The 13,517-nt window shown below is 37.8% G+C and carries 9 protein-coding genes; 6 read left to right on the top strand and 3 right to left on the bottom strand.

The window, feature by feature from the left end; translation table 11 throughout:
* Positions 1 to 88 precede the first annotated feature (88 nt).
* The 3 genes from rpiA to H4J41_RS10205 all read right to left on the bottom strand — a co-directional run bounded on the left by rpiA (position 89) and on the right by H4J41_RS10205 (position 4,063).
* Positions 89 to 745, bottom strand: coding sequence for a ribose-5-phosphate isomerase RpiA (gene rpiA / locus H4J41_RS10215; RefSeq protein ID WP_182138246.1), 657 nt, complete (start codon positions 743 to 745; stop codon positions 89 to 91).
* Between the two features lie 260 nt (positions 746 to 1,005).
* Positions 1,006 to 1,644: a 5-formyltetrahydrofolate cyclo-ligase gene (locus tag H4J41_RS10210; protein ID WP_259364523.1), complete on the bottom strand. Its 639-nt coding sequence runs from the start codon at positions 1,642 to 1,644 to the stop codon at positions 1,006 to 1,008.
* 886 nt (positions 1,645 to 2,530) lie between these two features.
* The gene (locus H4J41_RS10205; RefSeq protein WP_182138247.1) at positions 2,531 to 4,063 is read right to left on the bottom strand and encodes a peptide MFS transporter; all 1,533 of its coding nucleotides are present in this window, start codon (positions 4,061 to 4,063) and stop codon (positions 2,531 to 2,533) included.
* 937 nt (positions 4,064 to 5,000) lie between these two features.
* Here H4J41_RS10205 and H4J41_RS10200 point away from each other — a divergent pair.
* The 6 genes from H4J41_RS10200 (at position 5,001) to H4J41_RS10175 (ending at position 13,497) form a co-directional block, all read left to right on the top strand.
* Entirely contained in the window at positions 5,001 to 7,721 is a 2,721-nt protein-coding gene (locus tag H4J41_RS10200; RefSeq protein WP_182138248.1) for an SLBB domain-containing protein, read from the top strand.
* Positions 7,722 to 8,045: 324 nt separating this feature from the next.
* Positions 8,046 to 9,326: a Vi polysaccharide biosynthesis UDP-N-acetylglucosamine C-6 dehydrogenase TviB gene (gene tviB, locus H4J41_RS10195; protein WP_182138249.1), complete on the top strand. Its 1,281-nt coding sequence runs from the start codon at positions 8,046 to 8,048 to the stop codon at positions 9,324 to 9,326.
* 161 nt (positions 9,327 to 9,487) lie between these two features.
* Entirely contained in the window at positions 9,488 to 10,525 is a 1,038-nt protein-coding gene (locus H4J41_RS10190; protein ID WP_182138250.1) for an NAD-dependent epimerase/dehydratase family protein, read from the top strand.
* Positions 10,526 to 10,842: 317 nt separating this feature from the next.
* The gene (locus H4J41_RS10185; RefSeq protein WP_182138382.1) at positions 10,843 to 11,892 is read left to right on the top strand and encodes a Wzz/FepE/Etk N-terminal domain-containing protein; all 1,050 of its coding nucleotides are present in this window, start codon (positions 10,843 to 10,845) and stop codon (positions 11,890 to 11,892) included.
* Between the two features lie 11 nt (positions 11,893 to 11,903).
* On the top strand, positions 11,904 to 12,932 hold the full coding sequence (gene wecA, locus H4J41_RS10180; RefSeq protein WP_182138251.1) for a UDP-N-acetylglucosamine--undecaprenyl-phosphate N-acetylglucosaminephosphotransferase: 1,029 nt from the start codon (positions 11,904 to 11,906) through the stop codon (positions 12,930 to 12,932).
* A gap of 85 nt (positions 12,933 to 13,017) precedes the next feature.
* Complete coding sequence (locus H4J41_RS10175) at positions 13,018 to 13,497, top strand: GDP-mannose mannosyl hydrolase (protein WP_182138252.1); 480 nt, start codon at positions 13,018 to 13,020, stop codon at positions 13,495 to 13,497.
* Positions 13,498 to 13,517: the final 20 nt, after the last annotated feature.

Below are 13,517 nucleotides of genomic sequence, written 5' to 3'. Positions count from 1 at the left end.
CAAACATTGATGTACTTAAATATATTTCAAATAAGCTTTTAGATGGCTAGATACCTAAAATACCATATAGGGTATAAACTCTAAAGTGTTATTTTATTATTTTTGTACCCTCTGCACTGCCGATAATTAAGACATTTGCTGGACGATTAGCAAACAAGCCATTAGTCACAACACCAGCAATAGCGTTAATGCTATTTTCTAATGCTTTAGGGTCCATTATTTTTAAGTTATGCACATCAAGAATAACATTGCCGTTGTCGGTAATAACCCCTTGGCGATAAACCGGATCACCACCTAATTTCACTAGCTCTCTGGCAACATAACTGCGCGCCATTGGGATCACTTCTACCGGCAATGGAAAACGACCTAGCATAGGTACTTGCTTAGTGTCATCGGCGATACAAATAAAGGTTTTTGCCACCGCAGCAACAATTTTTTCGCGGGTAAGGGCAGCCCCACCACCTTTGATCATATGCAGGTGAGGGCTAATTTCATCAGCGCCATCAACATAAACATCAATGCCGTCAACGTTGTTAAGATCAAACACTTCAATACCATATGATTTTAAACGCTCAGTTGAGCCTTCAGAGCTTGACACTACGCCAATAATTTTATCTTTAATGGTAGCAAGGGCGTCGATAAAATAATTTACCGTTGAGCCAGTACCGACACCAACAATGGTATCTGCTTTGATATAGTCTAGGGCTTTTATTGCTGCCGCTTTTTTCATGTCATCTTGAGTCATAATAGGCCTGTTTTAAATAAATAAATAAATAAATAAAAAAATTAGCGATCAGTTTTAAGCTGTCAGCTGTCAGTAAAATATAGTGATCAGTTAAAAGTAATAAGTATTCAGCAAGAGGTAGTTATAAAGCAAAAGAAGTTTTCGAGCTATATTTTAACTATGTCTTTGTAACTGACTGATAGCTGAGAGCTTAAAACTAACAGCTAGCTCTTAACTATCTATGGTCAGTATTATAACAAGCGTATTGAATTAATCAGATTTTATTTATGGCTATCAAACTTATATTGTCTTGTTGGCGTAATAATTTCAGGTAACGGAATATCCCACAATTGTGCGGGAATAGCGTCTATTAATTGGATGTCATGCGCTAAGCCTATTGGATAAGGCTTTGTTAACTTGCTTGGTGCAACGTTAAGCTCTTGATTCTGATGACGGTATTGTTGATACCATGATGCTAAGGTTCTATCGTAGAATCCCCCGCCCATGCCTAAACGATTACCTAATGGGTCAAACGCAACCAAGGGGGTAAAAATAATATCTATTTCGCCGATAGTTTTAATCAAACGCACGTCAAGTTTAGGTTCTAAAATGCCATAGTTATTTTTTTTCATGACACTGTTTTCATCATAATGGAGAAACAATAACTGCCCATGACTAAAAGGATGAATAACAGGTAAGTAGGTCTTTTTGTTGTTTTTCCAACACCATTTTATAAAGGGCATAGCATCAAGCTCACTGTCATTGGCTAAATAAAGCGCAATGTTTTTTGCCGCTAGCACATCGCTACGAGCGCTGAGTTGAATGAGTAAATCACCGGAGAACTCTTGCTGCTCTACCTCACTAAGGCTTTGGCGCTTAGTCCTAAGTGATTTTCTTATTTCATTTCGTGTAGACATCATCAATAGCGTTTTCTCCTTAGGTTTTAAAAGACAGCGCTGAGTTTGAAGTTTTGAGCTGTCAGATTTAAAAAATAGCTTTCAGTTTATTTGTCTGTTTGGCTTTATGCCACTAGGTTTTGTATTCACTTTAATGTTGTCGGACTAAAGTCCGACCTACAAAACAATCGCTTAAATCTATATTATCACCTTTAGGCTTTATTCAGGCCCGTTGTAGGTTGGACTTTAGTCCATCAGGTTTTAAGAGACAGCGCTCAGTTTTAAGTTTTTAGCTGTCAGGTTTAAAGAAAAATAGTTTTCAGTTTATTTGTCTGCTTGGTTTTATGCCACTAGGTTTTGTATTCGCTGTAAGGTTGACGGACTAAAGTCCGACCTACAAAGCAATCGCTTAAATCTATATTATCACCCGTATGTTCTATGTAGGCTTGATGTAGGTTGGACTTTAGTCCATCAGGTTTTAAAAGACAGCGCTCAGCTTTAAGTTTTGAGCTGTCAGATTTAAAGAAAATAGCTTTCAGTTTATTTGTCTGGTTGGTTTTATGCCACTAGGTTTTGTATTCTCTGTAAGCTTGACGGACTAAAGTCCGACCTACAAAACAATCACCTAAATTTACATTATCACCTGTAGGCTCGATGTAGTTTGGACTTTAGTTCATCAGGTTTTAAGCATTAACTATCTTAATCAGTCCCTTTGACAGACTGAAGTTCGGCCGACAGAACGTTTGCTCAACCATCAACCAAGAACTCTAATATTTTACTGAAAGCTGACAGTTATTTTCTTTTACTGATAGCTTAAACATTTCTTTTATTGACAGCTTAATAAATTTTCATAGACAAAAAAATAGCCAACATCTAGTTGGCTATTTTTACTGTTAATTATTCAAAATAATTATGCAGTAGATGTTGTGCTTTTACCTTTTACTGGCGATGAAGTGTCATCTTCTTCTGTTTCTAGCGCTTCCCAGAATCTAGATTTCAAGCCAATGAGTAAAATAATAATACCAATACCAATACTAAATAGACTGATTTGAATATATAAGGCTGGAATTTGTTCAACGTTGTTTGGATCGTAATTACCTGCAAGCAAACCAGAAATAATATTACCAATTGAATAGGTTAAAACAAATACACCCATCATTTGACCAGCAAATCTTCTCGGTGATAATTTACTTACCGCACTTAAGGCGATAGGACTTAAGCATAACTCACCCACTGTATGTAAAAAGTAAGTGGTAATTAGCCAACCGGGCGCAACTTGTAAGCCACTCGCTGCATATTGTGCGGCAAAAAACATCACGATAAAGCCACTTGCCATAATAATTAAGCCAACAGCACATTTAATGCCGTAGGCAGGTGTGACCATTCTTTGACCTAATTTAATCCAAAATGCGGCGAAAAAAGGTGATAGCAAAACAATAAACATAGCATTAGAGAACTGAAACCATGCTGTTGGAATTTCAAACGAACCTATCATACGGTCAGTGTAATCACGAGCGAATAAGTTTAATGATGAGCCGGCTTGTTCAAAGCCAGACCAGAAAAAAGCTGAGGCAATACAAATTAATAATAGTGCCCAAAGTTTTTTCTTTTCATTGCCAGTTAAGTCACTAAAAAAGTAAATAATGGCATAATAAATAACAAAAATTAAGGTAAATGCTATTGCGACATATTGTGCTGTGGCGATGGGGTCTATCACCACAATGCCTTCAAAGGTTAAAACAGTGACCACTGCAATGGCAACTAGCGAAGCCGCTATAATTATCCAGCTAGTGCGTTGACCTTTTGCTGATAAAGGTGCAACCGGTTTTGCGCCAACACCTTCTAATTTTGGAGTGGTAATTTTATATTGAATAAGGCCTGCTGCCATACCTATTGCGGCGGCACCAAAAGCATAATGCCAACCAAAATCTGAAGCTAAATAACCACAAACTAAATAGCCAATGAAAGAACCTAAGTTAATGCCCATGTAATAAATAGCATAACCACTATCACGGCGCTTATCATTTTCACTATATAATTGGCCAACCATAGCGCCAATATTAGGCTTTAATAAACCCGTACCTAAAATAACTAAGATTAAACCAATAAAGAAAGTTTTGTCATTTGGGATAGCTAAAACTATGTGGCCAAACATGATGATAATGCCGCCATACCAAACCGCTCTTTGCCCACCCAGTAATCTGTCTGCTATCCAACCGCCGGGCAAGCCCATAAAATAGACGGTACCCGTATATAAACCATAAATAGCGGTTGCCGATGCAATAGTTAATGCTAAGCCGCCTTCTTGTAAGGTTGCTGTCATAAAAAGAACAAGCAATGCGCGCATGCCGTAATAACTCATGCGTTCCCACATTTCTGTGACGAAAAGTGTTTTTAATCCGCCTGGATGGCCATAAAAAGCCTCTGAATTTGGGGTACTCATATAAAATCCTCGATAGGTAATACCAAACACGGTTTAAAATTATTATTGTTTCAACATGAATATATATCGGGTTGAACGTGCTCAGATAAATTAAAAGTTTTATTAATCAACCCGCTTTATACCTTTGGTAGCATCGAAAGGCAAGTAAGCGCGGTTAATCTTTATGTTAATGAATGTAAAGTTATATCAAACCAATTGATTTTGCTGCCGACACACTTTAATTAGGAGGTTAATTTCAAGGCACAATAGCATGTTTTTGTAGGTCAGACTTTAGTCCGTCAACTGTATAGCCGGCTATTAACGAAATGGGGTAACAAGCATTTGCAGTTGGCATTTTTTTCGTTCGCATTTATGCGAAAACAGTTAAATTTCATTTAACTTGATGGACTAAAGTCCAACCTACATCGAGCCCACGGGTGATAATGTAGGTTTAGGCGATTGTTTTGTAGGTCGGACTTTAGTCCATCAACTGTATAGGCAGCTATTAACGAAATGGGCCAACAAACATTTGCAGTTGGCATTTTTTGTCGTTCGCATTTATGCGAAAACAGTTAAATTTTATTTAACTTGATGGAATAAAGTCCAACCTACATCGAGTTTACGGGTGATAATCTAGGTTTAAGCGATGGTTTTGTAGGTCGGACTTTAGTCCGTCAGCCGTTTAGTAACACATAGCGTAATGATTAAGAACCAGACAAGTATAATGAAAGCTGTTTCACTTCAAACGGAGAGCTAATAACTTAAGGAGTTGTTTACTCAAAGCTGTTTTTATTTAACTGACAGTTATCGCTTTTGATTATTGTTATTTTAATCATTAATGCAAAATATAAACGGCTAAAAAAGTTACTGTAATCAAAGTACACTTACTGATAAACTCGATGCTGTTTAACTTTATATCTAAGTTATGTCCCCCGTATATAGGAAGAAATACGCGCCAATGATGCATTTTATTCGTCAACTGACAAGCCTTCTCGTCGTTTTTACATTCTCTTTTAGTGCTATCGCGGCGCAAATTAGCCAGCAGCAAATAGAGCAATTTAAAAACTTACCTAAATCTCAGCAGCAGGCATTAGCGCAAAACATGGGTGTTGATCTCGATGCGGTTATGGGGCAAATATCGGGTAGCAACCAACAAACACAATTATCATCTACACCCGTTGTGCCAAGATCTACAGTTGAAAATAATGTGGTAGGGCAAGCAGAGGTTATTGAGTTTGAAAGTGACACTGAATTATTTAAGCCACTAACAAGATTTGGTATCGACGTTTTTTCGAATGCGCCCAGCACCTTTACCCCTACTATGGACATTGCTATTCCTAATCACTATATATTGGGCGTTGGCGACCAATTGTCGATACAAATATATGGTAAAGAAAATGCCGAATACATACTGCCGATAACACGCGAGGGCAATATACTTATTCCGGATGTTGGACCGATAAAAGTGGTTGGCTTAGCGTTTGCTGAAATGAAAAAATTTCTAGCTGAAAGAATTCAACAACGCATCATAGGTGTAAACGTGGTGGTCAGTTTAGCTGAATTACGTTCTATGCGTATTTTTGTTTTAGGTGACGCCTACAAACCAGGCCCATACACCTTAAGTTCACTTTCAAGTGTTACGCACGCTATTTTTGCTGCCGGTGGGGTTAGCGATATTGGCTCATTACGTAATATTGAAGTAAAACGCGCGGGCAAAATAGTACAAACTGTTGATTTATATGACCTGCTCATAAACGGTGATTCTTCAAGCGACATTTTGTTGCAATCTGGCGATGTGGTTTTCATTCCAACTCAAAGTAAAAATGTGTCAATACGGGGTGAAGTTAGGCGTCCGGCTATATACGAGCTAAAGGCTGGTGATAACTTCAATCAAATTATTGAAATGGCAGGTGGTTTATTACCGTCTGCTTATCCGCAATCAACCATGGTAGAACGCTATAATCAACATAGCTTACTTAGCATCATGAATATTGACCTAACGGATAGCAAAGCGCGTAAACAATTACTAAAAAGCGGTGACTATATTCGGGTGTTAAAAAGCTCGGGTATGTATGACCAGTCAATTACCATTATTGGTGCCGTAACACGCCCAGGCAAATATCAATGGCAACAAGGTCTTAAAGTAGCTGATTTATTACCTAATTTAGACTCTCATATCTTGCCTTCTGCCGATTTAAGTTACGGCTTAATTGTGCGTCAAAAGGACCAAGCGAGAAATATTGAAGTATTACAATTTAATTTAGCCAAGGCGCTTAATAAATCAACACCTAACCCAGTTGATAACCTTGTCTTATTACCTAACGACAAACTATTGATATTTGCTAATGTTACTAAGCAGCTGGATGAAAAAATATCATTAGACCAATTGGCTTTTACCCAAGAGCAACTTTTTGCCAAAGAGCGGCAACAGGCTAAAACGTCACATAAAGAAAAATTGTTTTGGGAAAAATATGGCGACAGTTCATCACAATATGCAACAGACACTGATGTAACTGAAGAAGCAGGGCGTTTAGCCAATCAATCTTTAGTACAGATGACCAATAGTAGTTTAGACGACGAAGTCGATATTCGTGAAATGGGCTTGTTTTCTCGTAATCGTTTGTTAGCGCCAGTGCTAAGAAAGTTACGTCAACAAGGTGCTTCTGGCCAGCCTATTCAACTGATTGAAGTAGATGGCCAAGTTAAATTTCCTGGTGTTTATCCGCTAGCGAAAAATGCAAAAGTGAGTGATTTATTAGCCGCCGCTGGTGGCGTGAAAGAGTCGGCTTACTTAGCACGAGCAGAAGTTACTCGCAATAAACTTACTTTGAAAGGTGCGACAAAAATTTCTTTAGAGGTCGACCTAGGCTTAGCCTTAAAAAAAGATGAAGTTTTCGATATTGCTTTGCAAAGTAAAGATCGACTGAATGTACATAAAATTCCGGCCTGGAGTGAAAATCATGTGGTTGAATTACGAGGTGAGTTTGTCTTTCCTGGAAAATATACTATTAGTCGTGGTGAAACCTTAGCTGACTTAGTCAGTAAAGCCGGCGGTTTAACCCAATATGCTCACCCTGATGCGTCAGTATTTACTCGCATAAAGTTAAAAGAACTAGAAAAGAAAAATTTAATTAAGCTTGCTGGCGACTTACGTATTGAAATGGCCTCTAAGTCTTTGACCGAGCAAGGTGGCTCAGCATCTTACGACGATGGTCAAAAAATATTAGCCGATATTACCAAATTAGAGCCAGTAGGGCGTTTAGTGATTAATCTACCCAGTTTAATGGCTTCAAATAATAATGATGTGTTACTAGAAGGCGGAGACGTACTTTATGTACCGACTAAGACAAATTCAGTTAATGTTATTGGCCAAGTTCAGGTGGGATCATCACATTTATATAATAATACAATGTCGACTGAAGATTATATCGTGCAAAGTGGTGGTATTAAAAAACGTGCTGACGCCGAGCGTATTTACGTTATATCGGCCAGTGGTAGTATTAAAATGGTTGAAGAAAGTAACTGGTTTGCTGGCGCAGTAGATGGCGGATTAAAACCAGGCGACACCATTGTAGTGCCGTTAGATTCTGAATATATGAATGACCTAACATTATGGTCAACAGCCACACAAATTATTTATAATGCGGCTGTAGCTGTTGCAGCAATCAGCGGTATTTAACCTGATGGACTAAAGTCTAACCTACATCGAGCCCACGGGTGATCATGTAGGTTTAGGCAATTGTTTTGTAGGTCGGACTTTAGTCCGACAACCGCACAGCGAATACAAAACCTAATAGGATAAAAGCCAAACAAACAAGTAATCTGAAAGCTATTTTTCTTTAAATATGACAGCTCAAAACTTCAAACTGACAGCTGTCTCTTAAAACCTGATGATAAAAACATCAACCGACAAGTAAACTTTAAACAGAAGGTTTTATTCTACGGACAGCTAATAACTTATAACTTTTTTAATAACCGCGATTAAAGGTAAAGGACTCCCAAAATGACACGTGATTTAAATGATGTAAAAATAGCCGTAATAGGCTTAGGCTATGTTGGTTTACCACTGGCAGTAGAGTTTGGAAAGAAATATCAAACCTTAGGTTTCGATATCAATCAAGCACGTATTACTGAATTAAATAATGGCTCAGACAGTACCCTTGAGGTTAGTGATGAAGAATTAGCTGAAACAACCAAGCTAAGTTATTCGTGCCAACCCGATGACTTGAAAAACTCCAACGTTTATATCGTTACCGTACCAACGCCTATCGACCAGCATAAACAGCCCGACCTAACACCATTACTTAAAGCTAGCGAAATGTTAGGTAAAGTGATCAGTAAAAATGACATTATTATTTATGAGTCAACGGTTTATCCAGGTGCAACTGAAGAAGCTTGTATTCCCGTAGTCGAAAAAAAATCGGGTTTAGTGTTCAATAAAGACTTTTATGCGGGTTATTCACCTGAACGTATTAACCCCGGTGACAAAGAGCACAGAGTGACTAGTATTTTAAAAGTTACCTCTGGATCAACGCCTGAAATAGCGACAATTATTGATAACTTATATCGCTCTATTATCATTGCAGGCACCTATAAGGCGAGTTCAATCAAAGTTGCAGAAGCCGCAAAAGTTATTGAAAATACACAACGCGACGTTAACATTGCCTTAATTAACGAGCTGTCTATTATATTTAACAAACTCAATATCGACACCTTAGAAGTACTTGAAGCTGCGGGCACAAAATGGAATTTTCTGCCCTTTCGCCCCGGTTTAGTCGGTGGTCATTGTATTGGTGTTGATCCCTACTACTTAACACATAAAGCGCAATCAGTAGGTTACCACCCTGAAATGATACTCGCTGGTCGGCGTTTAAATGACGGTATGGGCGCTTATGTTGTCTCTCAGTTAGTCAAAAACATGCTACACAAACGTATTCAGGTAGAAGGTGCCAATGTGTTAATTATGGGCCTAACCTTTAAAGAAAACTGTCCTGATTTACGCAATACCAAAATTGTTGATATCGTCAGTGAGCTCAAAGAATACAACATGAATGTTGATATTACTGACCCCTGGTGTTCAAGCGAACAAGCCGAGCACGAATATAATTTAAGCCTGACAGAAAAACCCGAAGCTGGTCATTACGACGCTATTATTTTGGCGGTAGCACATAATCAATTTAAGAGCTTAGGTGTTGACGAAATTCGCAAACTAGGTAAACAACACCATGTACTTTATGACCTAAAATATATACTACCAAAAGAGTCAGTAGACATGCGTTTATAGCGTAGCGGTTAAATCAGCAATGCAGTCCGAAGGCTCAACCTACATCGAACACACGGGTGATAATATAGGTTGAGGTGATTGTTTTGTAGGTCGGACTTTAGTCCGACAACCGTACAGCGAATACAATAAAACTTAATATTTAAAATTAAATGGAAGTAATAATGTCAAAATATGAAGAAGTACAAAAGCAGCTTAAACAAGTGCCAAAAGTTTGGCTTGTTACTGGGGTTGCAGGTTTTATTGGCTCAAACCTTCTAGAAACATTATTACTATTGAATCAAGAAGTTATCGGTTTAGACAACTTTGCTACCGGTCACCAACGTAACTTAGACGAAGTAAAATCTGAGGTATCAGCACAGCAATGGCATAACTTTACTTTCATTAAAGGCGACATTAGAAATTTTGATGACTGTCAGCAAGCCTTAACTATTAACAATCTTAACGTTGACTATGTGTTACACCAAGCGGCGCTTGGCTCGGTGCCTCGCTCTATAGCTGATCCTATTTTAACCAACTCTGCCAACATTACAGGTTTTGTTAATATGTTAACCGCAGCAAAAGACGCTAAAGTAGCCACTTTTGTTTATGCCGCATCAAGTTCTACTTATGGCGATCACCCCGCGTTACCAAAAGTTGAAGCAAATATTGGTAAGCCACTATCACCTTATGCCGTGACTAAATATGTTAATGAACTTTATGCTGATGTATTTAATAAAACCTACGGCTTAAATGCCACAGGCCTGCGTTACTTCAATGTATTTGGTAAACGCCAAGACCCTGATGGAGCTTACGCTGCGGTCATTCCTAAGTGGACAGCAGCGATGATAGAAAACCAAGACTTGTTTGTTAATGGTGATGGTGAAACCAGTCGTGATTTTTGTTTTATAGAAAATGCCGTACAAGCGAATATATTAGCTGCCACAGCGAATGAGGAAGGCAAAAACCAAATATATAATGTTGCGCTAGGCGATAGAACAACACTTAATGAATTATTTTCAAGCTTAGCTTCTGCGTTAGCTGCTAATGATGTGAGTTATACCAAAGCTGCTATATATCAAGATTTTAGAATTGGAGACGTACGCCATTCTCAGGCTGATATATCAAAGGCTAAAGAACTTATCGGTTATCAACCAGAATACCGTATTCAGCAAGGCATAGACAAAGCAATGCCGTGGTATATCAAGTTCTTGACTAAGTAAACTTAAAGCTACTTCAGTCCGACAACCACAAAACGAACATATAACAAAAAAGGGCAAAAGCCCAACCAGCCAGTAAACTTAAAATAGTCAAATATTTTCGTTTAAATAAATAACACAAAAATTGACAAGCAATTTAAATAAAACCAATAAACCACTATTAAAAAATACAAATATCTTGTTATAATACGCTACAATTGGGCATTTAAAGTAAAGTTTCGAGCTAATCGCCCATAGGAATAATAATCAAATGAACGTAAATGTGAGTTATTGTGAAAAGTCATAAATTGCAAGGAAGTACTTCAAATGAAGTCGAAGCAATGAATTCAAACGAATATCATCAGCAACAACACCTTCCCGAAGACGACGAAATTGACCTGGCAGAGCTTTGGTATGCTATATGGTCAGGCAAACTATTAATTATTGCTATTAGTGGCTTGTTCGCCATCTCATCAATTATCTATGCGATTAATCAACCCAATATATACCAAGCCACAACGTTGCTAGCGCCAGCAAGTGAACAAGGTGGTGCAAGCGGGCTAGCGAAAATGGCTGGTCAGTTTGGTGGTTTAGCAAGCCTTGCCGGTATTAATCTTGGCGGTGGCGGCACCGATAAAACAGGCCTTGCGCTTGAAGTGTTAAAATCTCGAGTATTTCTAGAAAAATTCATTAATAAACACCAGTTGTTAGTGCCTTTAATAGCGGCTGAAAATTGGAATGCTCAAACAAATACACTGATATTTAATGACGACGTTTATAACGCAACAACTAAAACATGGTTACGAGAAGTCGAAGCGCCAAAACAGCCAGAACCTTCTTCATGGGAAGCTTATCAAGCGTTTAAAGATATTTTAGTGGTGGCAGTGGATAAAGAAACAGGCATGGTCACCCTAACTATAGAGCATTACTCACCAGAAATTGCCACACAGTGGTTATTATGGCTAGTAAGTGATATTAACGCCGCGATGCGCGATCAGGATAAAGCCGAAGCGCAACGTAGTATTGATTATTTATCGACTAAGCTGCAAGAAACTCAACTAGCAGACATGCAAACGGTGTTCTATCAGTTAATTGAGCAACAAACCAAAACCATCATGTTGGCTGAAGTATCACTAGAATATGTGTTAAAAACCATTGACCCTGCCAATGCACCAGAAGAAAAAGCAAAACCTAAACGAGCTTTAATTGTTGTGCTAGGTACTATGTTAGGTGGCATTTTATCGGTGTTAATAGTGTTAGTGCGTTACTTTTCTAATAAAGGTAATAATAAAGATGACATTAACCATTCAAATAGTGCTAAGCAAGTAGCCGAGCCAATATCAGGTTCGACTACTGCGGCTAAAGTTACAGCCGAAGTTACAAGTAAATAGGAGTATATATAATGATAATTGCTGCCTTAACTGCCTTCTGCTTTGCTTTCATTGCAATAAAAGTGTTCAAACCTATCGCCATTGATGTTGGCTTAGTAGACAAACCCAATGCACGTAAACACCATGACGGACAAGTGCCACTGATTGGCGGCATTTCAATATTTGCTGCAGTATTAGCGGCCAGCCTAATTTGGTTGCCTAATACCTTAGAATTACGTATGTACTTAGTTGCCTCTGCGATGATGGTGTTTATTGGCGCATTGGATGACAAATTCGATCTTAAAGTACGCATTCGAATTGTTGGGCAAGTTATTATTGCCAGTTTAATGATTTATGGCGTAGGTGGTTATATATCAAACTTAGGCAACTTATTTAGTTTTGGTGATATTGATCTGGGCCCTATAGGTATTGTATTTACTTATTTTGCCATTATTGTGGTGATTAATGCTTATAACATGGTTGATGGCATTGACGGTTTAATTGGCAGCTTAAGTTTAAATACCTTTACCGCCATTGCGATATTATTTTTAATAAGCGGCAATAAGAGTTACTTAAGCTATCCATTAATTTTAGCTACTGCAACCTTGCCTTATTTAATTTTCAATTTAGGTTTTTTCAAAAGTTATAGCAAAAAAATATTTATGGGCGATGCCGGTAGCATGTTTATTGGCTTAAGCGTTATATGGCTATTAACCATCGGCACGCAAGGCGAAAGCGCATCGTTTAGGCCAGTAACTGCATTATGGATATGTGCCATACCCTTAATGGATATGCTCGCCATAGTTATACGCAGATACCGTAAAGGTAAATCTCCTTTTAAGCCAGACCGAGATCATTTACACCACATATTACAACGCGCAGGTTTGTCTTCACGACAAACACTAGTGGTTATTTCAATAGCTTCAGCACTTATGTCAATATTAGGTGTGTTAGGTGAATATTTTCAAGTACCTGAAAGTATTGAGTTGGCGTTATTTGTGTTGATGTTTATTCTTTATAATAAGTATGCTCGGCATTTTAGTTGGAAGTACGATGAGTAATCAGATTCAAACTGATTATAAAATTAGTTTAATGAAATACGCACTAACACTTATTATTTTAAAAAATTAATTTTTGTGTGAATTTATGAAATTATCCCTAACAGATTTTAAAAAAATAGTTGAATCTACACCTTTAATATCGATTGACTTAGTTGTTCGAAACGATCAAGGAAGTGTATTACTAGGTAAACGAACAAATCGGCCAGCCCAAAACTTTTGGTTTGTTCCTGGTGGTAGAGTGTTAAAAGATGAACCCTTTGAATATGCATTTAAACGGCTTCTAAGAGAAGAGTTAGGGATCGGGGCTGCAAACGCAAATTTTATAGGATTGTATCAGCATTTCTATGAGGATAATTTTTCAGAAGACGACTTTTCAACTCATTATATCGTGCTTGCTTATGAAATAACGTTTAAAGGTGAGCTAGCTTCATTACCGCTTAAGCAGCATTCCAAATATACGTGGTTCACTAAAAAAGACCTTCTTGAGAATGAAAATATCCATAAACACAGCAAGTGGTATTTTCAAGAAAATAGAAATGCTGATTTATTTTTAAATAATAAATAGTTAAAAAAATGATTTTAAAC

Origin of the sequence: Colwellia sp. MB3u-45, assembly GCF_014077005.1 — a bacterium.
GTDB lineage: Bacteria > Pseudomonadota > Gammaproteobacteria > Enterobacterales > Alteromonadaceae > Cognaticolwellia.
This window is presented reverse-complemented; position numbering and strand designations above follow the sequence as displayed.

Coding starts and splice junctions, on each gene's coding strand:
- rpiA (WP_182138246.1), bottom strand. CDS start 745: ATGACTCAAGATGACATGAAAAAAGCGGCAGCAATAAAAGCCCTAGAC.
- H4J41_RS10185 (WP_182138382.1), top strand. CDS start 10,843: ATGAATTCAAACGAATATCATCAGCAACAACACCTTCCCGAAGACGAC.
- wecA (WP_182138251.1), top strand. CDS start 11,904: ATGATAATTGCTGCCTTAACTGCCTTCTGCTTTGCTTTCATTGCAATA.
- H4J41_RS10205 (WP_182138247.1), bottom strand. CDS start 4,063: ATGAGTACCCCAAATTCAGAGGCTTTTTATGGCCATCCAGGCGGATTA.
- tviB (WP_182138249.1), top strand. CDS start 8,046: ATGACACGTGATTTAAATGATGTAAAAATAGCCGTAATAGGCTTAGGC.
- H4J41_RS10175 (WP_182138252.1), top strand. CDS start 13,018: ATGAAATTATCCCTAACAGATTTTAAAAAAATAGTTGAATCTACACCT.
- H4J41_RS10200 (WP_182138248.1), top strand. CDS start 5,001: ATGATGCATTTTATTCGTCAACTGACAAGCCTTCTCGTCGTTTTTACA.
- H4J41_RS10210 (WP_259364523.1), bottom strand. CDS start 1,644: ATGATGTCTACACGAAATGAAATAAGAAAATCACTTAGGACTAAGCGC.
- H4J41_RS10190 (WP_182138250.1), top strand. CDS start 9,488: ATGTCAAAATATGAAGAAGTACAAAAGCAGCTTAAACAAGTGCCAAAA.